The organism is Micromonospora okii (genome assembly GCF_020884795.1).
GTDB classification, from domain to species: domain Bacteria; phylum Actinomycetota; class Actinomycetes; order Mycobacteriales; family Micromonosporaceae; genus Micromonospora; species Micromonospora okii.
Window position 1 is genome coordinate 696188 of the sequence record NZ_BBZF01000012.1, and the last position, 20708, is coordinate 716895.

The following is a 20708-nucleotide window of genomic DNA, read 5'->3' on the forward strand; positions in this document are numbered from 1 at the left end:
CGCGGTCGCCTTGCGCCCGCTGGACTAGGCTCCCGGGCGATGGACGAGGTGACCCGGATTCCGGTCGGCGGCGAGCAGCCGTACGACGTGCTGGTGGGACGTGACCTGCTCGGCGCGCTCCCGACGTTGCTGCCCGGCGCGACCCGGGTGGCGGTGCTGCACGCGCCCCCGCTGAAGGCGCTGGCCGAGGAGGTCTCCGCCCGCCTGGCCGCCGCCGGCGTCGCCCCGCTGGCCGTCGAGGTGCCGGACGCCGAGGCCGGCAAGGCCGTCGAGGTGGCCGCCGCGTGCTGGGACCGGCTCGGCGAGGCGGGCTTCACCCGTACCGACGCGGTGGTCGGGGTGGGCGGCGGCGCGGTCACCGACCTGGCCGGCTTCGTCGCGGCCTGCTGGCTGCGCGGGGTGCGCTGGGTGCCGGTGGCGACCTCGCTGCTCGGCATGGTCGACGCGGCGGTCGGCGGCAAGACCGGCGTCAACACCGCCGCCGGCAAGAACCTGGTCGGCGGCTTCCACCCGCCGGCCGGCGTGCTGTGCGACCTCGCGGTGCTCGACAGCCTCCCGCCGGCCGACCTGGCGGCCGGGCTGGCCGAGGTGGTCAAGTGCGGGTTCATCGCCGACCCGGCGATCCTCGACCTGATCGAGCGGGACCGGGCGGCGGCCCTCGACCCGGCGTCGCCGGTGGTCCGGGAGCTGATCGAGCGGGCGGTCCGGGTGAAGGCCGACGTGGTCTCCGGCGACCTGCGTGAGTCCGGCGTGCGCGAGGTGCTCAACTACGGCCACACGCTGGCCCACGCGATCGAGAACGTGGAGGAGTACCGCTGGCGGCACGGGCACGCCGTGGCCGTCGGCCTGGTCTACGCCGCCGAGCTGGCCCGGCTCGCCGGCCGGCTGGACGCGGCGACGGCGGCGCGGCACCGGACGGTGCTGACGGCGCTCGGGCTTCCGACGAGCTACCGGGCCGATGCCTGGCCGGACCTGCTGGCCGCGATGCGGGTGGACAAGAAGACCCGCGGCTCGGTGCTGCGGTTCGTGGTGCTCGACCGGCTGGCCCGCCCGGCGATCCTGGAGGGCCCAGACGACGAGCTGCTGGCGGCGGCCTACCGGGAGGTCTCGCGGTGAGCGCGAGGAGCGTAGCGCAGCGGAGCCCCGCAGTCGCGAGCGAAGGGCCGGCGCGGTGAGCGCGAGGAGCGTAGCGCAGCGGAGCCCCGCAGTCGCGAGCGAAGAAGGGCAGAGCATGAGGGTGTACGTACTGAACGGGCCGAACCTCGGGCGGCTCGGCACCCGGCAGGTCGACGTGTACGGGGTGACCAGCTACGCCGACCTGGTGGAGCTCTGTGTCTCCACGGGCCGGGAGCTGGGGCTGGACGTGGTGGTCCGGCAGACCGACGCCGAGCACGAGCTGGTGGGCTGGCTGCACGCGGCGGCCGACGAGGCGGCGGCGGTGGTGCTGAACCCGGCGGCCTGGTCGCACTACTCGATCGCGGTCCGGGACGCCTGCGCCCTGCTGAGCGGGCCCCTGGTCGAGGTGCACATCTCCAACATCCACGCCCGGGAGGAGTTCCGCCGCCACTCGGTGATCTCGGCCGTGGCGACGGGGGTGATCTGTGGGCTGGGCGTCGACGGTTACCGTCTCGCCCTGCACCATGTGGCGGCCCGGCGCAGGTCGGAAGCGGCTGGCGACGGCAGCTAGTAGACTCTCCAGGTCTGTCCGCCAATTGATGATCAAGGCAGGAAATGGCCACCACCAACGACCTGAAGAACGGCCTGGTACTCAACCTCGACGGAGAGCTGTGGGCCGTCGTTGAGTTCCAGCACGTCAAGCCCGGTAAGGGTGGCGCCTTCGTGCGCACCACCCTGAAGAACGTGCTGTCCGGCAAGGTGGTCGACAAGACCTTCAACGCGGGCACCAAGGTCGAGACCGCGACCGTGGACAAGCGCACGATGCAGTACCTCTACGCCGACGGCGAGGACTACGTCTTCATGGACCTGGAGACGTTCGACCAGATCACCGTCCCCGGCGGCACCGTCGGCGAGGCCGCCAACTACCTCCTGCCCGAGGCCGAGGCGACCGTGGCCACCCACGAGGGCGTGCCGCTCTACATCGAGCTGCCGACCTCCGTCGTGCTGGAGATCACCTACACCGAGCCGGGCCTGCAGGGCGACCGCTCCACCGGCGGCAACAAGCCCGCCACGGTGGAGACCGGCGCGACCGTGCAGGTGCCGCTCTTCATCACCACCGGCGAGAAGATCAAGGTCGACACCCGCGACGGCCGTTACCTCGGCCGCGCCTGATGGCAGAGGGCCCGAAGCAGCAGATGCCCGCGCGCCGCAAGGCGCGCAAGCGGGCGTTGGACGTGCTCTACGAGGCTGACCTGCGCGACCGGCCCCCGGTGGAGGTGCTCGCCGGCTACCTCGAGCGGATCGAGAAGCCGCACCCGGAGCACCTGCCGTACGCGGTGGGCCTCGTGGAGGGGGTGGCCGCGCACCTGGACCGGATCGACGAGCTGATCGCCAGCTACGCCGAGGGCTGGACGCTGGACCGGATGCCGACGGTCGACCGCAACCTGGCCCGCATCGCCGTCTACGAGCTGCTCTACGTCGACGAGCTGGACGACGCGGTGGCGATCAGCGAGGCCGTGGAGCTGGCCCGGCAGATGTCGACCGACGACTCGCCGCGCTTCCTCAACGGGGTGCTCGGCCGGATCGCCGAGTACGCCACCCGCTGACGGGCGCGCCCGCTCGGCGGGTGGCGTCGCCCCGCGCGGCGGCGGACAGCAGTGTGCGAGTGAGGGCCCGTGCCACCGGCACGGGCCCTCACTCGCGTGACCGAGGTCAGGAGGCGAAGAACGCCCTCGGGTCGGCGACGAGCACGCCGTGCTCGGTGAGCCGCTCGATCAGACCGGACGGCGAGGCGTCGTAGACGATCGCCAGGGCGCGCAGGTCGTCGGCGCGGATCGAGAGCACCCGGCCGTTGTAGTCGCCCCGCTGCTGCTGGATGGCGCGGGCGTACCGGGCGACGTAGGCCAGTTCCTCGGAGGCGTCGTCGTACAGCCGCTCCAGGTCCAGGACGATCTTGCTGGTGGGCTCGTGGCGCACCCCGCTGCCGTCGGGCAGCAGCTCGGAAACCGGAACCCGGTAGAAGTCCGCGAGCTCGGCCAGGCGGGACACCGTGACGGCGCGGTCACCACGCTCGTACGAGCCGACCACCACCGCCTTCCACCGGCCGTTCGACTTCTCCTCCACCCCCTGCAGGGACAGGCCCTGCTGCTGGCGGATGGAGCGCAGGCGGGCGCCCAGCGACTTGGCGTATTCAGAGGGCATTCCACACTCCCAGTGCTGCTGCTCGGGGTTTTTCCCCGTGTTCACTACGGAGCGTGACGGTACGGGGATTGGGACACCTGGTCAAGTGGTGATGTCCTTACCGTTACGCCTCGTGGGGGAGTTGTCCCGGTTCGCCACCCTGATCAGGGGGTCAGTGCCGGCGTAGGGCAACCCCGTGACCGCTGGTAACGTGGCGGGAAGCCCCGGTCCGGCCGTCCACGGCCCGCCGGAGGTGCCCGACATCCTTTAACGACCCGTCCCGTGAGGCGGGGAAGGAGGTCCGCCGTGGCCTACCCACCGGCTGCCCCCGCGTCGCCACCGCGACAACCCTCGGTGAAGGTGATCCTCGCCGCAGCGGACGTCTCGCGCGTGGTGGATCGCATCGCCCACCAGATCCTCGAGAAGACCCAGGGCGCCGCCGACACCGTGCTGCTCGGCATCCCGACCCGGGGGGTCCCGCTGGCGAAGCGCCTCGCCGACCGGATCAGCACCTTCGAGGACGTCGCCGTCGGGGTCGGTGTGCTCGACATCACCCTCTACCGCGACGACCTGCGCCGGCACGCCACCCGCGCGGTCGGCCCGACCCAGCTCCCGGCCGGCGGGATCGACGGCAAGCGGATCGTCCTCGTCGACGACGTGCTGTTCTCCGGGCGCACCGTCCGGGCCGCGCTCGACGCGCTGAGCGACGTGGGCCGGCCGGCCTGCGTGCAGCTCGCCGTGCTGGTCGACCGCGGCCACCGGCAACTGCCGATCCGCGCCGACTACGTGGGCAAGAACATTCCGACGGCGCTCGCGGAGAACGTGAAGGTCACCCTCGTCGAGACCGACGGGTCGGACGAGGTCCGCCTGTACGGGGGGCAGCTGTGAGCGCGAGGAGCGCAGCGAAGCGGAGCCCCGCAGTCGCGAACGAAAGGGGGGCGGCGTGAGCGCGAGGAGCGCAGCGAAGCGGAGCCCCGCAGTCGCGAACGAAAGGTGGGCGGCGTGAGCGCGAGGAGTGCAGCGAAGCGGAGCCCCGCAGTCGCGAACGAAGGGTGGCTCCGCTCATGATCAGGCACCTGCTCTCCGGCGGGGACGTGGACGCCGACACCGCCACCCTGATCCTCGACACCGCCACCGAGATGGCCACGGTCGCCGGGCGGGAGGTCAAGAAGCTGCCCGCGCTGCGCGGCCGGACCGTGGTGAACCTCTTCTACGAGGACTCCACGCGGACCCGCATCTCGTTCGAGGCCGCCGCGAAGCGGCTCAGCGCCGACGTGATCAACTTCTCGGCCAAGGGCTCCAGCGTGGCCAAGGGCGAGAGCCTGAAGGACACCGCGCTGACCCTCCAGGCGATGGGGGCCGACGCGGTGGTCGTCCGGCACCCCGCCTCCGGCGCGCCGCACCGGCTGGCCAACTGGGTGGACGGGTCGGTGGTCAACGCCGGCGACGGCACCCACGAGCACCCGACCCAGGCGCTGCTGGACGCGTACACGATGCGGTCCCGGCTGGGCCGCCTCGCCGGCCTGCACGTTGCGGTGGTCGGGGACGTGCTGCACTCCCGGGTGGCCCGCTCCAACGTGCTGCTGCTGTCCACCCTCGGGGCGAAGGTCACCCTGGTCGGCCCGCCGACGCTGATCCCGGTGGACATCGCGCAGGCGCTCGCCCCCGGCATCGGGGTCTCCTACGACCTCGACGCCGTCCTGCCGAACGTGGACGTGGTGATGATGCTGCGGGTGCAGCGGGAGCGGATGAACGACTCCTACTTCCCCTCCGCCCGCGAGTACGCCCGCCGCTACGGCCTCGATGTGCCCCGCATGCGCCGGCTGCCGGAGCACGCGATCGTCATGCACCCGGGGCCGATGAACCGGGGGATGGAGATCGCCCCCGAGGTCGCCGACTCGCCCCGCTCCACCATCGTCGAACAGGTCGCCAACGGGGTCTCCGTGCGGATGGCCGTCCTCTACCTGCTGCTCGGGGGGAACAACCTGTGACCGCGTACCTGATCAGGAACGTCAGCGTGGTCGGCGCGGAGCCGACCGACCTGCTCATCCGCGACGGCGTCGTCGCCGCCACCGGGGCGGAGCTGGACGCGCCGGACGCCACCGTCGTCGACGGCGCCGGGCTGGTCGCCCTGCCCGGCCTGGTCGACCTGCACACCCACCTGCGCGAGCCGGGCCGCGAGGACGCCGAGACCGTCGAGTCGGGCTCCCGCGCGGCGGCCCTCGGCGGGTACACGGCGGTCTGCGCGATGGCCAACACCTCCCCGGTCGCCGACACCGCCGGCGTGGTCGAGCAGGTCTGGCGGCTCGGCCGGGAGGCCGGCCTCGTGGACGTGCAGCCGATCGGCGCGGTCACCGTCGGCCTGGCCGGCGAGCGCCTCGCCGAGCTGGGCGCGATGGCCGACTCCGCCGCCCGGGTGCGGATCTTCTCCGACGACGGGCACTGCGTGGCCGACCCGCTGCTGATGCGCCGGGCCCTGGAGTACGTCAAGGCGTTCGACGGGATCATCGCCCAGCACGCCGAGGAGCCCCGGCTCACCGAGGGCGCGCAGATGCACGAGGGCGAGGTCTCGACCCGGCTCGGGCTGACCGGCTGGCCGGCGGTCGCCGAGGAGGCGATCATCGCCCGGGACGTGCTGCTCGCCGAGCACGTGGGCAGCCGGCTGCACGTCTGTCACGTCTCCACCGCCGGCAGCGTCGAGGTGCTGCGCCAGGCCAAGGCCCGGGGGGTACGGGTCACCGCCGAGGTGACCCCGCACCATCTGCTGCTCACCGACGTCGCCGTGAGCGGGAGGAGCGAGCTTGCGAGCCCCGCACTCGCGAACAACTGGAGCCCAGCGGAAAGCTACGACCCGGTGTTCAAGGTCAACCCGCCGCTGCGCACCGCCGCCGACGTCACCGCTTTGCGCGCCGCGCTCGCCGAGGGCGTGATCGACATCGTCGCCACCGACCACGCCCCGCACGCCGTGGAGGACAAGGAGTGCGAGTGGGCGTACGCCCGGCCGGGAATGCTGGGCCTGGAGACGGCGCTGTCGATCGCCCTGGAGGTGCTCGGCCCGCAGTGGGACCTGATCGCCGAGCGGATGTCCCGCGCCCCGGCCCGCATCGCCGGCCTCGACTCGCACGGCCTCGACCCGGCCCCCGGCGTGCCGGCGAACCTGACCCTGGTCGACCCGGCCGCCCGCCGGGTCATCGAACCCGCGGAGCTGGCCAGCCGTAGTCGCAACACCCCGTACGCCCGCATGACGCTGCCGGGTCGCATCGTGGCGACCTTCCTGCGCGGCGAGCCGACGGTCCTCGACGGAAAGGCAGTGAAGTGATCCGAGCGAGGAGTGCAGCGGAGCGGAGCCCCGCAGTCCGGATCGAAGGGGGCACCGTGATCCGAGCGAGGAGTGCAGCGGAGCGGAGCCCCGCAGTCCGGATCGAAGGAAGTGCAGAATGAGCAGGCAATCGGCGATCCTGGTCCTGGAGGACGGGCGCACGTTCCACGGCGAGGCGTACGGCAGCGTCGGGGAGACCTTCGGCGAGGCGGTCTTCAACACCGGCATGACCGGCTACCAGGAGACCCTGACCGACCCGTCGTACCACCGGCAGGTGGTGGTGCAGACCGCCCCGCACATCGGCAACACCGGCGTCAACGACGCCGACGACGAGTCCGGCCGGATCTGGGTCGCCGGGTACGTGGTCCGCGACCCGGCCCGGGCCGCCTCGAACTGGCGCGCCACCGGCGGCCTGGAGGAGCGGCTCGCCGCCGAGGGCGTGGTCGGCATCAGCGGGGTGGACACCCGCGCGCTGACCCGGCACCTGCGCGAGCGGGGCGCGATGCGGGTCGGCATCTCCAGCGTCGACGACGACCCGCGCGCCCTGCTGGCCCGGGTCCGCCAGTCGCCGGGGATGGTCGGCGCGGACCTGTCGGCCGAGGTGACCACCGCGCAGCCGTACGTGGTCGAGGCGGAGGGGGCGCACCGGTTCACGGTGGCCGCCCTGGACCTGGGCATCAAGCGCAACGTGCCGCGCCGGCTCGCCGCGCGCGGCGTCACCACCCACGTGCTGCCCGCCGGCTCCACGATCGACGACCTGCTCGCCACCGGCGCGGACGCGGTCTTCCTGTCGCCGGGCCCGGGTGACCCGGCCACCGCCGACGGCCCGGTGGCGCTCGCCCGCGAGGTGCTCACCCGGCGGGTGCCGCTGTTCGGCATCTGCTTCGGCAGTCAGATCCTCGGCCGGGCGCTGGGCTTCGGCACGTACAAGCTGGGCTACGGCCACCGCGGCATCAACCAGCCGGTGCTCGACCGGGTGACCGGCCGGGTCGAGGTGACCAGCCACAACCACGGCTTCGCCGTCCAGGTGCCCGGCTCGGGGCCGGGGGCGGTCGTCCCCGACCGGGTGATCGACACCGAGTTCGGCGGGATCGAGGTGTCGCATGTCTGCCTCAACGACAACGTGGTCGAGGGGCTGCGGGCGAAGGACGTGCCCGCGTTCACCGTCCAGTACCACCCGGAGGCGGCGGCCGGCCCGCACGACGCGGACTACCTGTTCGACCGCTTCGCCGAGCTGATCGAGGGCCGCGGCCCCGACGGGCAGCGCGGCGCGGGCCGGACCCACAGCGAGGGGCGCAGCAATGCCTAAGCGGAGCGATCTGAAGCACATCATGGTGATCGGCTCCGGGCCGATCGTCATCGGGCAGGCCTGCGAGTTCGACTACTCGGGCACCCAGGCGTGCCGGGTGCTGCGCAGCGAGGGCATCCGGGTCAGCCTGGTCAACTCCAACCCGGCGACCATCATGACCGACCCGGAGTTCGCCGACGCCACGTACGTCGAGCCGATCACCCCGGAGTTCGTCGAGCTGGTCATCGCCAAGGAGCGCCCCGACGCCCTGCTGCCCACCCTGGGCGGGCAGACGGCGCTGAACACGGCGGTCGCCCTGCACGAGGCGGGCGTGCTGGAGAAGTACGGCGTCGAGCTGATCGGCGCGAACATCGACGCCATCAACCGGGGCGAGGACCGGCAGCTCTTCAAGGACATCGTGGCGAAGGCCGGCGCGCGGCTCGGCGTCGCCGACCCGGCGGGCCTGGTGCCGCGCTCGCGGGTCTGCCACTCGATGGACGAGGTCGAGGCCACCGTCGCCGAGCTGGGCCTGCCGGTGGTGATCCGGCCGTCGTTCACGATGGGCGGCCTGGGCTCGGGCATGGCGCACAACGACGCCGACCTGCGGCGCATCGCCGGCGCGGGCCTGGCCGCCAGCCCGGTGCACGAGGTGCTCATCGAGGAGAGCGTGCTCGGCTGGAAGGAGTACGAGCTCGAACTCATGCGGGACCGCCACGACAACGTGGTGGTGGTCTGCTCGATCGAGAACGTCGACCCGATGGGCGTGCACACCGGCGACAGCGTCACCGTGGCCCCGGCCATGACGCTGACCGACCGGGAGTACCAGCGCCTGCGCGACCTGGGCATCGCGGTGCTGCGCGAGGTCGGGGTGGACACCGGCGGCTGCAACATCCAGTTCGCGGTGAACCCGGCCGACGGCCGGATCGTCGTGATCGAGATGAACCCCCGGGTGTCCCGCTCCTCGGCGCTGGCGTCGAAGGCGACCGGCTTTCCGATCGCGAAGATCGCCGCGAAGCTGGCCATCGGCTACACCCTCGACGAGATCCCCAACGACATCACCCTGAAGACCCCGGCGGCGTTCGAGCCGACGCTGGACTACGTGGTGGTGAAGATCCCCCGGTTCGCGTTCGAGAAGTTCCCCGGCGCCGACGCGGAGCTGACCACCACCATGAAGTCGGTCGGCGAGGCGATGAGCCTCGGGCGCAACTTCACCGAGGCGCTGAACAAGGCGATGCGCTCGCTGGAGACCAAGGAGTCGGGTTTCTGGACCACCCCGGACCCGGCGGGGGCCACCCGGGAGGACACCCTCGCGGCGCTGGCCACCCCGCACGACGGGCGGCTCTACACCGTCGAGCGGGCGCTGCGGCTCGGCGCGTCGGTCGCCGAGGTCGCCGCCGCGTCCGGCGGGATCGACCCGTGGTTCCTGGACCAGATCGCCACGCTGGTGGAGCTGCGGGCGGAGATCGTGGACGCCCCGGTGCTCGACGCGGGCCTGCTGCGCCGGGCCAAGCGGGCCGGCCTCTCCGACCGGCAGCTCGCCGCGCTGCGCCCCGAGCTGGCCGCCGAGGACGGGGTGCGCACCCTGCGGCACCGGCTCGGCGTGCGGCCGGTCTACAAGACGGTGGACACCTGCGCCGCCGAGTTCGCCGCGACCACGCCCTACCACTACTCCACCTACGACTCGGAGACCGAGGTCGCCCCGTCGGCGCGGCCCAAGGTGCTCATCCTCGGGTCGGGGCCGAACCGGATCGGCCAGGGCATCGAGTTCGACTACTCGTGCGTGCACGCGGTCCAGGCGCTGCGCGGCGCGCCCGCCGGCGCCGACGGCTACGAGACGGTGATGGTCAACTGCAACCCGGAGACCGTCTCCACCGACTACGACACCGCCGACCGGCTCTACTTCGAGCCGCTGACGTTCGAGGACGTGCTGGAGGTCTGGCACGCCGAGGACTCGTCGGGGAAGGCGGCCGGCGGCCTGGGCGTGGTCGGCGTGATCGTGCAGCTCGGCGGGCAGACCCCGCTGGGCCTGGCGCAGCGGCTCAAGGACGCCGGGGTGCCGATCGTCGGCACCTCGCCGGAGTCGATCCACCTGGCCGAGGAGCGCGGCGCGTTCGGGGCGGTGCTGGCCCGCGCCGGGCTGCGCGCCCCGGCGCACGGCACGGCCACCTCGTACGAGGAGGCCAAGGCGATCGCCGAGGAGATCGGCTACCCGGTGCTGGTCCGCCCGTCGTACGTGCTGGGCGGGCGGGGCATGGAGATCGTGTACGACGACCCGACGTTGCGCGACTACATCGGCCGGGCCACCGAGATCTCTCCGGACCACCCGGTGCTGGTGGACCGCTTCCTCGACGACGCGATCGAGATCGACGTGGACGCGCTCTGCGACGCCGAGGGCGAGGTCTACCTCGGTGGGGTGATGGAGCACATCGAGGAGGCCGGCATCCACTCCGGCGACTCGTCGTGCGCGCTGCCGCCGATCACCCTGGCCGGGTCGCACCTGGCCGAGGTGCGCCGTTACACCGAGGCGATCGCCCGGGGCGTCGGGGTGCGCGGCCTGCTCAATGTGCAGTACGCCCTCAAGGACGACGTGCTCTACGTGCTGGAGGCGAACCCCCGGGCCTCGCGGACCGTCCCGTTCGTCTCCAAGGCCACGGCGGTGCCGCTGGCCAAGGCGGCGGCCCGGATCGCGCTCGGCGCGACCGTCGCGGAGCTGCGCGCCGAGGGGCTGCTCCCCGCGACGGGCGACGGCGGCACGATGCCGGTGGGCGCGCCGATCGCGGTGAAGGAGGCGGTGCTGCCGTTCAAGCGGTTCCGCACCCCGGCGGGCAAGGGCGTCGACTCGCTGCTGGGGCCGGAGATGAAGTCCACGGGCGAGGTGATGGGCATCGACACGAACTTCGGTCACGCCTTCGCCAAGTCGCAGTCCGCCGCGTACGGCTCGCTGCCCACGGCCGGCAAGATCTTCGTCTCGGTGGCGAACCGGGACAAGCGCGCCATGATCTTCCCGATCAAGCGGCTGGCCGACCTGGGCTTCGACATCGTCGCCACGGCCGGCACCGCCGAGGTGCTGCGCCGGCACGGCATCGCCTGCGAGCAGATCCGCAAGCACTACGAGGCGGGCGAGGGCGCCGACGCGGTGGCGCTGATCCTCGGCGGGGACGTGACGCTGGTGGTCAACACCCCGCAGGGTTCGGGGGCCAGCGCCCGCTCGGACGGCTACGAGATCCGCAGCGCGGCCGTGACGGCGGACATCCCGTGCGTCACCACGGTCCCCGGCGCGGCGGCGGCCGTGATGGGCATCGAGGCGCGCATCCGCGGCGACATGACGGTTCGCCCCCTGCAGGAGCTCCACGCCACCCTCCGGTCCCTCCGGTGACCCCCACCACCCCGTCTTCGTCGATCATGGGGTTGGCGGCGGTCGAGGAGGTCCACACTGCCGTCAGCGCCATGATCGACGGGGTGCGGCGTCGGGGAGGTGCGGTGCGATGATCTTCGAGGGAGTCGTGCGGCGCGGGCTGTTCCGGGTGGGCGGCGGCGACCCGGAGGCGGCGCACGAGTGGACGCTGCGGCGGCTGGCCGCCGTGTCGCGCTCGCCCGTGGCGCTGGCCGCGATCCGGGCGCGGTACGCGGTGCGGGCGCCCCGGACGGTGTTCGGGGTGCGCTTCCCGAACCCGGTGGGGCTGGCGGCGGGGGTGGACAAGGACGGCGCGGCGCTGCCGGCGTGGCCGGCGCTGGGCTTCGGCTTCGTCGAGGTCGGCACGGTCACCGCGCACGCCCAGCCCGGCAACCCCCGGCCCCGGCTGTTCCGGCTGACCGACAGCGAGGCCGTGGTCAACCGGATGGGCTTCAACAACGCCGGGGCGCGGGCGCTGGCGGACCGGCTGGCGGCGCTGCCCCGCCCGCTGGGGGTGCCGCTGGGGATCTCGCTCGGCAAGTCCAAGGTGACCCCGCTGGACGAGGCGGTGGAGGACTACCTCGCCTCGTACCGGGCGCTGCGCGGGCACGGCGACTACTTCGCGGTCAACGTCTCCTCGCCGAACACGCCGGGGCTGCGCGCGTTGCAGGACCGCTCGCACCTGGACGCCCTGCTGGGGGCGCTGGTGGGGGAGAAGCCGGTGCTCGTGAAGATCGCCCCGGACCTGACCGAGCCGGCCATCGCCGAGCTGCTGGAGGTCTGCCTGGCCCGGGGCGCGGCCGGGGTGATCGCCACCAACACGACGCTGGGCCGCGACGGCCTCGCCCCGGCCGACCGGGCGCGCGGCGCGGAGGCGGGCGGCCTGTCCGGCCGCCCCCTGGCCGCCCGCGCCCGCGAGGTGGTCGCCTTCGTCCACCGGGAGACCGGCGGCCGGCTCCCCGTGGTCGGGGTGGGCGGCATCGTCGACCCCGACGACGCCACCCGGATGTTCGACGCGGGCGCGTCCCTGGTGCAGCTCTACACCGGCTTCATCTATCGGGGACCCGGCCTGGTGCGCGCCGCCGCGCGGGCCGCCGCGACCGTCCCGGCCGGCGCGGCATGACCGGGGAGCCGGCGACAGCGGCGCGGCCGGGCCGGGGGGAGGCCGGGTGACCCCGGAGGAGGTGCTGGCCGCCGACCGGGAGCACGTGTGGCACCCGTACGCGCCGCTGCCGCCCGCCACGGCGCCGTACGTCGTCGAGAGCGCACAGGGGGTACGCCTGCGGCTGGCCGACGGTCGGGAGCTGGTGGACGGGATGTCGTCCTGGTGGTCGGCGATCCACGGCTACCGGCACCCGGTGCTGGACGCGGCCGTGGTCGACCAGCTCGGCCGGATGAGCCACGTGATGTTCGGCGGGCTGACCCACTCCCCGGCGGTGCGGCTGGCCCGCACGCTGGTCGAGCTGGCCCCGGAGGGGCTGGAGCGGGTCTTCCTCTGCGACTCCGGCTCGGTGAGCGTCGAGGTCGCGGTGAAGATGTGCCTGCAGTACCAGCGGGCCATCGGCCGGCCGGAGCGCCGCCGGCTGGCCACCTGGCGGGGCGGCTACCACGGCGACACGTTCCACCCGATGAGCGTGTGCGACCCCGAGGGCGGCATGCACCACCTCTGGGGCGACGTGCTGCCCCGGCAGGTCTTCGCGCCCGTGCCGCCGGGCGGCTTCGACACCCCGCCCGACCCGGCGTACGCGGCGACGCTGGCGGAGGCGGTCGAGCGGCACGCCGGCGAGCTGGCCGCCGTGATCGTCGAGCCGGTGGTCCAGGGCGCCGGCGGGATGCGCTTCCACCACCCGGAGTACCTGCGGGTGCTGCGCGAGGTGACCCGCGCCCACGGGGTGCTGCTGGTCTTCGACGAGATCGCCACCGGCTTCGGCCGCACGGGGACGATGTTCGCCGCAGAGCACGCCGGGGTGAGCCCCGACGTGCTCTGCGTCGGCAAGGCGCTGACGGGCGGCTACCTGACGCTGGCCGCCGCGCTCTGCACGGCGGAGGTGGCGTGGGGCATCTCCCGCGACGGGGTGCTCGCCCACGGGCCCACGTTCATGGGCAACCCCCTCGCGTGCGCCGTCGCGAACGCCTCCATCGGGCTGCTGCGGGCCGGGGACTGGGCGGCCGAGGTGTCGAGGGTGGGCGCGGGGCTGCGCGCCGGCCTGGAGCCGCTGCGGGCCGCCCCGGGGGTCGCCGACGTCCGCGTGCTGGGGGCGATCGGGGTGGTGCAGCTCGACCACGAGGTGGACCTGCCCCGGGCCACGGCCGCCGCGGTCGAGCGGGGGGTCTGGCTGCGGCCGTTCCGCGACCTGGTCTACACCATGCCGCCGTACGTCACCGACGACGCGGACGTCGCCCGGATCGCGGCCGGGGTCGCCGCCGCCGTGGCGGCCGGCTGACCGCCGCCGCGCCGTCTCCACCATCGGGATCGATGTCCCGGAACGGTCACCCGGGGCGCGGGCGGGCAGGCGGACGCCGCGCGCCCCGGTACAGGTCCACAGTCGAGAGAGGGAGAGTCGAATGGAGAGCTTCGGTAGCCGGTTGCACCGGGCCGTGGCGCGGCGCGGGCCGCTCTGCGTGGGCATCGACCCGCATCCGGGGTTGCTGGCCCGCTGGGGGCTGACGGACGACGTCGCCGGGCTGGAGCGGTTCAGCCGCACGGTGGTGGAGGCGCTCGGCGACCTGGTTGCCGTGGTCAAGCCGCAGTCGGCGTTCTTCGAGCGCTTCGGCTCGCAGGGGGTCGCGATCCTAGAGTCAACTATCCGACAGTTGCGCAAATCCGGCTCGCTCGTTCTCCTCGACGTCAAGCGCGGGGACATCGGCTCGACCGTCGCGGCGTACGCCTCCGCGTACCTCGATCCATCCAGCCCGCTGTATGCCGATGCGATCACGGCGAGCCCCTACCTGGGAGTGTCGTCGCTGACGCCCATGTTCGAGCTCGCCGCCGCGCACGGCGGCGGGGTCTTCGTCCTGGCGCTCACGTCCAACCCGGAGGGTGCCGCGGTGCAGCGGGCGCGCGGCGCCGACGGGCGGACCGTCGCGCAGGCCGTCATCGACGAGATTGCGCAGCTCAACCGGGGTGCCGAGCCCCTCGGCAGCATCGGCCTGGTGGTCGGGGCGACCATCGGCGACACCGGCCACGACCTCTCGGCGGTGCGCGGTCCGCTGCTCGCCCCGGGGCTCGGCGCGCAGGGCGCCACGGCTTCCGATCTGCGCACCGTCTTCGGTCCGGCCCTGCCGTGGGCGCTGCCGTCGTACTCGCGGGAGGTGCTCGACGCCGGGCCCGACGCGGGCGCGCTGCGGGCCGCGGCGCAGCGCGCGCTGGCCGACTGCCGGGCGGTTCTCGGCGCGTCGGACTGAGTGACGGCTCGGTCTTTTTGTCATGGTCCAGGCGTGCCCACGTTGCCGAATGCGCGCGGTACCGCTAGTTTTCCCGGCGCTGGGAACCACGGACCCCTTTGGTTCCCGGCGACACCACGTTTCAGTGCGGCGTGGCGTCCCGCCCGTCGCGACATGGACCTGAGGAGAACTGGTGCCCCTCCCGTCACTGACCCCCGAGCAGCGCGCAGCCGCGCTCGAAAAGGCTGCGGAGATCCGCAAGGCCCGTGCTGAGCTGAAGGAGCAGCTCAAGCAGGGCAAGACCACCCTCGCCGCCGTCCTGGAGCGGGCGGAGGGCGACGACGTCGTCGGCAAGCTGAAGGTTTCGGCCGTCCTGCAGGCGATGCCGGGGATCGGCAAGATCCGGGCGACCCAGATCATGGAGAAGCTCAAGATCGCCGACAGCCGCCGGCTGCGTGGTCTGGGCGAGCAGCAGCGTAAGGCGCTGCTCGGCGAGTTCGCCGCCAACTGAGCACGGCGGTTCGCCGCCGGCCTGCCACGGCAGCGTGTAGAAACGAGCCGTGAGCACGGATGACGAGGCGCGCCCGGCGGCTCGGCTCACCGTCCTGACCGCCCCCTCGGGGGCCGGAGTGGGCAGTGTGGTCGAGCTGTTCCGGGCGCGTTCTCCGTCGGTGTGGACGCCGGTGCCGGCGACCACCCGGCCCCGCCGGGCGGGCGAGGTGGACGGCGTCGACCGGATCTTCCTCTCCCCGGCCCGGTTCGACCGGCTGATCGCCGCCGGTCAGCTCCTGGAGTGGGCCCGCGTCGGGCCCCACCTGCGGGGCACCCCCGCCCGGCCGGTCGCCGACCGGCTCGCCGCCGGCACGCCGGTGCTGCTCCCGCTCGACCTGCCCGGCGCGCTCGCCCTGCGCGCCGGCTGCCCCGAGGCCCGCCTGGTGCTGCTCGCCCCGCCCAATTGGCGGCCGGACCCGGCCGTCGCGGCGGCGACCGCGCACGTCGTGCCGCACGACCGCACCGGGCGGGCGGTCGACGAGCTGGTAGGCTTGTTCGGTTCTTCCTTCCTGGCTCCGGCCCAACCGCGCCTGAACGGTTGAGGAGTCCCGGCCGCGCCCGCGGCCGAGGTGCCCCAGACCGCGGCGGCGCGGCTGGCAGACCGCGCCCGCGCGGTCCACAGACCCACCGCGCCCGCGCGGTGAGAGACGCAGAGGTTATTCCGTGGGATCCATCGCCAACCCCGAAGGCATCACCAACCCGCCGATCGACGAGCTCCTGGAGAAGTCGACGTCGAAGTACGCCCTGGTGATCTTCGCCGCCAAGCGCGCCCGCCAGGTCAACGCCTACTACAGCCAGCTCGGCGAGGGCCTGCTGGAGTACGTCGGCCCGCTCGTGGAGACCACCCCCCAGGAGAAGCCCCTCTCCATCGCCATGCGCGAGATCAACGCGGGCCTGCTCACCGCCGAGCCGACCGACCAGCCGTAGTCCCGCCCGCGTCGATGTCCGCCGAGATCGTCCTCGGGGTCGGCGGCGGCATCGCGGCCTACAAGGCGTGCGAGCTGCTGCGGCTGTTCACCGAGTCGGGCCACCGCGTCCGCGTCGTGCCGACCGCGTCGGCGCTCCGCTTCGTCGGGGCGCCGACCTGGGCCGCCCTCTCCGGCCGGCCGGTCGCCGACGACGTCTGGTCCGACGTGCACGAGGTGCCGCACGTCCGCCTGGGCCAGCGGGCCGACCTGGTCGTCGTCGCCCCCGCGACCGCCGACCTGCTCGCGAAGGCCGCGCACGGCCTCGCCGACGACCTGCTCACCAACACCCTGCTCACCGCCCGCTGCCCGGTGCTGCTCGCCCCGGCGATGCACACCGAGATGTGGGAGCACCCCGCCACCGTGGCCAACGTCGCCACGCTGCGCGCCCGTGGCGTCCGGGTGGTCGAGCCCGCCGTCGGCCGGCTCACCGGCGCCGACACCGGCAAGGGCCGCCTGCCCGACCCGGCCGAGATCTTCGCCGTGGCCCGGCGGACCCTGGCGCGCGGCCCGGCCGCCCCGGCCGACCTGGCCGGCCGGCACGTGGTGGTGACCGCCGGCGGCACCCGGGAACCGCTGGACCCCGTCCGGTTCCTCGGCAACCGCTCCTCCGGCAAGCAGGGCTACGCCTTCGCCCGGGCGGCCGTGGCCCGGGGCGCCCGGGTCACCCTGGTCTCCGCCAACGTGGCGCTCGCCGACCCGGCCGGCGTCGACCTGGTCCGGGTCGGCACCACCGAGGAGCTGCGCGAGGCCACGCTGCGGGCCGCCGCGACGGCCGATGCGGTGGTGATGGCGGCGGCGCCCGCCGACTTCCGGCCCGCCACGTACTCCACCGGCAAAATCAAGAAATCGGACGCCCGGCCGCCTAGCATCGACCTCGTCACCAATCCGGACATCGCCGCCGAGCTCGGCCGGCACCGCCGACCGGAGCAGGTGCTGGTGGTGTTCGCCGCGGAGACGGGCGACGCCGAGGCCAACGCCCGGGCCAAGCTCGCCCGCAAGCGGGCGGACCTCGTCGTCGTCAACGAGGTCGGGCCCGACAAGGTCTTCGGCGCCGAGACCAACACGGCGACGGTCATCGGCGCGGACGGCACGCTGCACGCCATGCCCGAACAGTCCAAAGAGGACCTCGCCGACGCCGTCTGGGACCTCGTCGTCAAGCGGTGGGTCGTCCGTCCCGAGGAGTGACCGCTCCAGCGCGCTTCGAGGTCCGGTGACTACACTTCCCCGAACGACTTCCATAACTTAGGAGTGCCGTGACACGCCGCCTCTTCACGTCCGAATCGGTCACGGAAGGCCACCCGGACAAGATCGCCGACCAGATCAGCGACGGCATTCTCGACGCACTGCTGGCCCAGGACGCGCACAGCCGCGTGGCTGTCGAGACCCTGATCACCACCGGCCAGGTACACGTGGCCGGCGAGGTGACGACGAAGGCGTACGCCGACATCCCGACCATCGTGCGGGAGACGATCCTCGACATCGGCTACGACTCCTCGAAGAAGGGCTTCGACGGGGCCTCCTGCGGGGTCAGCGTCTCTATCGGCGCCCAGTCCCCGGACATCGCCCAGGGCGTCGACAACGCGATGGAGCTGCGCACCGGCTCCTCCGAGAGCGCGCTGGACGCCCAGGGCGCCGGCGACCAGGGCATGATGTTCGGCTTCGCCTGCTCCGAGACGCCCGAGCTGATGCCGCTGCCGATCGCGCTGGCCCATCGGCTGGCCCGCCGCCTCACGGCGGTCCGCAAGGACGGCACGATCCCGTACCTGCGCCCGGACGGCAAGACCCAGGTCACCATCGAGTACGACGGGCTGCGCCCCGTGCGGCTCAACACGGTCGTCGTGTCCAGCCAGCACGCGGCCGACATCTCGCTGGAGTCGCTGCTCACCCCGGACGTGCGTGACCACGTCATCGCCCCGGAGCTGGAGGGCCTCGGCCTGGACACCGAGGGCTACCGGCTGCTGGTCAACCCGACCGGGCGGTTCGAGATCGGCGGTCCGATGGGCGACGCCGGCCTGACCGGTCGGAAGATCATCGTCGACACCTACGGCGGGTACGCCCGGCACGGCGGCGGCGCGTTCTCCGGCAAGGACCCGTCGAAGGTGGACCGCTCGGCGGCGTACGCGATGCGCTGGGTGGCCAAGAACGTGGTCGCCGCCGGCCTGGCCGAGCGCTGCGAGGCGCAGGTCGCGTACGCGATCGGCAAGGCCCACCCGGTGAGCCTGTTCATCGAGACGTTCGGCACCGAGACCGTGCCGGTCGCCTCGATCGAGAAGGCCGTCACCGAGGTCTTCGACCTGCGCCCGGCCGCCATCATCCGGGACCTGCACCTGCTCCGCCCGATCTACCGGCAGACCGCGGCGTACGGCCACTTCGGCCGGGAACTGCCCGAGCTGACCTGGGAGGGCACCGACCGGGCCGCCGACCTCAAGTCGGCCGCAGGAGCCTGACCGGCGCGAAGCGTGGCGACCGGCGACCCGCCGACGGGTCGCCGGTCGCTCGCGTCTGCGTCGACGTGCCGCTGGCCCACCTCGACCGCCCCTTCGACTACCTGGTCCCGGCCGAGCTGGACGCCGCGGCGGTCCCCGGCACCCGGGTGAAGGTGCGCTTCGCCGGCCAGCTCGTCGACGGCTGGCTGCTGGAGCGGGCCGACGAGTCGGGGCACACCGGCAAGCTGGCGTACCTGGAGAAGGTCGTCTCGCCGGAGCCCGTGCTCGCCCCGGAGATCGCCCGGCTGGCCCGCGTCGTCGCGGACCGGTACGCCGGCAGCCTCGCCGACGTGCTCCGGCTGGCCGTGCCGCCCCGGCACGCCCGGGTGGAGAAGGAGCCGCACACCCCGCCGGAGCCGGCGGCCCCCCTCGACCCGCCGGAGGCGGCCGGCTGGCGGGCGTACCCGGCGGGGCCGGCGTTCCTGCGGGCCCTGGCCGAGGGCCGGCCCGCCCGCGCGGTCTGGTCGGCGCTACCCGGCGAGGACTGGCCCGCCCGGTACGCCGAGGCGGTCGCCGCGACGGTGGCCGGCGGCCGGGGCGCGGTGGTCGTCGTGCCCGACGCCCGCGACCTCGACCGCCTCGACGCCGCGCTGACCGCCGCCCTCGGCCCCGGGCGGCACGTCGCCCTCGCCGCCGCCGCCGGGCCGGCCCGCCGCTACCGCGCGTTCCTCGCCGCCCGGCGCGGCGACGTGCCCGTGGTGATCGGCACCCGGGCGGCCATGTTCGCCCCCGTGGCCCGCCTCGGCCTGGTCGCCCTCGTCGACGACGGCGACGACCTGCACGCCGAGCCCCGCGCCCCGTACCCGCACGCCCGCGAGGTGCTGCTCACCCGCGCCCGGCTCGCCGACGCGGCGGCCCTGGTCGGCGGATACTCCCGCAGCGCCGAGGCGCAACTGCTGGTGGAGACCGGCTGGGCCCGGGAGGTGACCGCCGACCGGGCCACCGTGCGGGCGCGTACCCCCGCCATCGCGCCGACCGGCGACGACCCGCAGCTGGCCCGCGACCCCGGCGCGGCCACGGCCCGGCTGCCGAGCCTGGCCTGGGCCGCCGCCCGGGATGCGGTGCGCGCCGACGCGCCGGTGCTGGTCCAGGTGCCCCGCCGCGGATACGTGCCCTCGGTCTCCTGCGCCGACTGCCGCACCCCGGCCCGCTGCGCGCACTGCGCCGGCCCGCTCGCCCTGCCCTCGGCCGACGCCCCGCCCGCCTGCCGCTGGTGCGGCCGGGTCGCCGCCGCGTACACCTGCGCCGAGTGCGGCGGGCGGCGGCTGCGCGCCGCCGTCACCGGCGCCCGGCGCACCGCCGAGGAGCTGGGCCGCGCCTTTCCCGGGGTACCGGTGCGCACCTCCGGCCGGGAGGAGGTGCTCACCGCCGTGCCGGGCGGGGCCGGCCTGGTGGTGGCGACCCCCGGCGCGGAGCCGGTCGCCGAGGGGGGGTACGGGGCGGTGCTGCTGCTCGACTCGTGGGCCCTGCTCACCCGCGCCGACCTGCGGGCCGGCGAGGAGGCGCTGCGGCGCTGGATGGCCGCCGCCGCGCTGGCCCGCCCCGCCCCGGCCGGCGGCCGGGTGGTGGTGGTCGCCGACGGCGCCCTCGCCCCGGTGCAGGCGCTGCTGCGCTGGGACGCGGCCTGGTTCGCGGCGCGGGAGCTGGCCGAGCGGCGGGAGCTGGGCTTCCCCCCGGCGGTGCGGATGGCCAGCGTCACCGGCGCGGCCGACGCCGTGGCCGACCTGCTGGCCTCCGCCCGCCTCCCCGAGGAGGCCGACGTGCTCGGCCCGGTCCCGGCCGACGGCGAGCGGGAGCGGATGCTGGTGCGGGTGCCCCGGGGCCGGGCGGCGGCACTGGCCGAGGCGCTGCACTCGGCCGCCGGGGTCCGGGCGGCCCGTCGGGCCGCCGAGCCGGTGCGCCTTCAGGTCGACCCGCTGAGCCTGTTCTGAGCGCGGTCGCGAAACTCGCTGGTAGTGGCGTGATAGCATCGCCCGTCATGCCCGGGCGCACGAATCGCGCGACGATGGCGGGAGCGCGT

19 protein-coding genes are annotated in these 20708 nt (G+C 74.1%); 18 read left to right on the forward strand and 1 reads right to left on the reverse strand.

What is annotated here, in order from left to right; translation table 11 throughout:
* Positions 1 to 39: 39 nt before the first annotated feature.
* The 4 genes from aroB to nusB all read left to right on the forward strand — a co-directional run bounded on the left by aroB (position 40) and on the right by nusB (position 2723).
* Positions 40 to 1116: a 3-dehydroquinate synthase gene (gene aroB / locus LPU43_RS02640; RefSeq protein ID WP_229398460.1), complete on the forward strand. Its 1077-nt coding sequence runs from the start codon at positions 40 to 42 to the stop codon at positions 1114 to 1116.
* Between the two features lie 115 nt (positions 1117 to 1231).
* A complete protein-coding gene (aroQ, locus tag LPU43_RS02645; RefSeq protein WP_229398463.1) occupies positions 1232 to 1687 on the forward strand; it encodes a type II 3-dehydroquinate dehydratase in 456 nt (151 codons plus the stop codon).
* 44 nt (positions 1688 to 1731) lie between these two features.
* Complete coding sequence (efp, locus tag LPU43_RS02650; RefSeq protein ID WP_007075814.1) at positions 1732 to 2289, forward strand: elongation factor P; 558 nt, start codon at positions 1732 to 1734, stop codon at positions 2287 to 2289.
* 23 nt (positions 2290 to 2312) lie between these two features.
* Positions 2313 to 2723, forward strand: coding sequence for a transcription antitermination factor NusB (nusB, locus tag LPU43_RS02655; RefSeq protein ID WP_229398631.1), 411 nt, complete (start codon positions 2313 to 2315; stop codon positions 2721 to 2723).
* Between the two features lie 106 nt (positions 2724 to 2829).
* Here the strand turns inward: nusB and bldD are convergent, their stop codons facing one another.
* Positions 2830 to 3318, reverse strand: a complete 489-nt coding sequence (gene bldD / locus LPU43_RS02660) for a transcriptional regulator BldD (RefSeq protein ID WP_145777310.1) — start codon at positions 3316 to 3318, stop codon at positions 2830 to 2832.
* Positions 3319 to 3603: 285 nt separating this feature from the next.
* Here bldD and pyrR point away from each other — a divergent pair, with 285 nt between their 5' ends.
* The 14 genes from pyrR (at position 3604) to LPU43_RS02730 (ending at position 20619) form a co-directional block, all read left to right on the forward strand.
* On the forward strand, positions 3604 to 4185 hold the full coding sequence (pyrR, locus tag LPU43_RS02665) for a bifunctional pyr operon transcriptional regulator/uracil phosphoribosyltransferase PyrR (RefSeq protein ID WP_229398465.1): 582 nt from the start codon (positions 3604 to 3606) through the stop codon (positions 4183 to 4185).
* A 176-nt stretch (positions 4186 to 4361) separates the two neighbouring features.
* A complete protein-coding gene (locus LPU43_RS02670) occupies positions 4362 to 5288 on the forward strand; it encodes an aspartate carbamoyltransferase catalytic subunit (protein ID WP_229398466.1) in 927 nt (308 codons plus the stop codon).
* The gene (locus LPU43_RS02675) at positions 5285 to 6616 is read left to right on the forward strand and encodes a dihydroorotase (RefSeq protein WP_229398468.1); all 1332 of its coding nucleotides are present in this window, start codon (positions 5285 to 5287) and stop codon (positions 6614 to 6616) included. Before LPU43_RS02670 ends, LPU43_RS02675 begins: the two co-directional genes overlap by 4 nt.
* A gap of 118 nt (positions 6617 to 6734) precedes the next feature.
* On the forward strand, positions 6735 to 7925 hold the full coding sequence (gene carA, locus LPU43_RS02680) for a glutamine-hydrolyzing carbamoyl-phosphate synthase small subunit (RefSeq protein ID WP_229398470.1): 1191 nt from the start codon (positions 6735 to 6737) through the stop codon (positions 7923 to 7925).
* Entirely contained in the window at positions 7918 to 11280 is a 3363-nt protein-coding gene (carB, locus tag LPU43_RS02685; protein WP_229398472.1) for a carbamoyl-phosphate synthase large subunit, read from the forward strand. Before carA ends, carB begins: the two co-directional genes overlap by 8 nt.
* Positions 11281 to 11389: 109 nt before the next feature.
* Entirely contained in the window at positions 11390 to 12421 is a 1032-nt protein-coding gene (locus tag LPU43_RS02690; RefSeq protein WP_229398474.1) for a quinone-dependent dihydroorotate dehydrogenase, read from the forward strand.
* 46 nt (positions 12422 to 12467) lie between these two features.
* Positions 12468 to 13742, forward strand: a complete 1275-nt coding sequence (locus LPU43_RS02695) for an adenosylmethionine--8-amino-7-oxononanoate transaminase (protein ID WP_229398476.1) — start codon at positions 12468 to 12470, stop codon at positions 13740 to 13742.
* Positions 13743 to 13863: 121 nt separating this feature from the next.
* Positions 13864 to 14703, forward strand: coding sequence for an orotidine-5'-phosphate decarboxylase (gene pyrF, locus LPU43_RS02700; protein WP_229398479.1), 840 nt, complete (start codon positions 13864 to 13866; stop codon positions 14701 to 14703).
* Positions 14704 to 14875: 172 nt separating this feature from the next.
* On the forward strand, positions 14876 to 15193 hold the full coding sequence (gene mihF, locus LPU43_RS02705) for an integration host factor, actinobacterial type (protein ID WP_007075824.1): 318 nt from the start codon (positions 14876 to 14878) through the stop codon (positions 15191 to 15193).
* A 49-nt stretch (positions 15194 to 15242) separates the two neighbouring features.
* Positions 15243 to 15776 (forward strand): guanylate kinase, encoded by a 534-nt coding sequence (locus LPU43_RS02710; protein WP_229398481.1) that lies wholly within the window; start codon positions 15243 to 15245, stop codon positions 15774 to 15776.
* A 121-nt stretch (positions 15777 to 15897) separates the two neighbouring features.
* Positions 15898 to 16161 carry a DNA-directed RNA polymerase subunit omega gene (gene rpoZ / locus LPU43_RS02715; protein ID WP_229398483.1) on the forward strand — a complete coding sequence of 88 codons (264 nt, stop codon included), beginning with the start codon at positions 15898 to 15900 and terminating at the stop codon, positions 16159 to 16161.
* A 14-nt stretch (positions 16162 to 16175) separates the two neighbouring features.
* The gene (gene coaBC / locus LPU43_RS02720; protein ID WP_229398485.1) at positions 16176 to 17387 is read left to right on the forward strand and encodes a bifunctional phosphopantothenoylcysteine decarboxylase/phosphopantothenate--cysteine ligase CoaBC; all 1212 of its coding nucleotides are present in this window, start codon (positions 16176 to 16178) and stop codon (positions 17385 to 17387) included.
* Positions 17388 to 17455: 68 nt separating this feature from the next.
* Positions 17456 to 18649 carry a methionine adenosyltransferase gene (gene metK / locus LPU43_RS02725; RefSeq protein ID WP_229398487.1) on the forward strand — a complete coding sequence of 398 codons (1194 nt, stop codon included), beginning with the start codon at positions 17456 to 17458 and terminating at the stop codon, positions 18647 to 18649.
* Positions 18646 to 20619 (forward strand): primosomal protein N', encoded by a 1974-nt coding sequence (locus tag LPU43_RS02730; RefSeq protein WP_255684268.1) that lies wholly within the window; start codon positions 18646 to 18648, stop codon positions 20617 to 20619. The genes metK and LPU43_RS02730 overlap by 4 nt, the downstream gene beginning before the upstream one ends.
* Positions 20620 to 20708 lie beyond the last annotated feature (89 nt).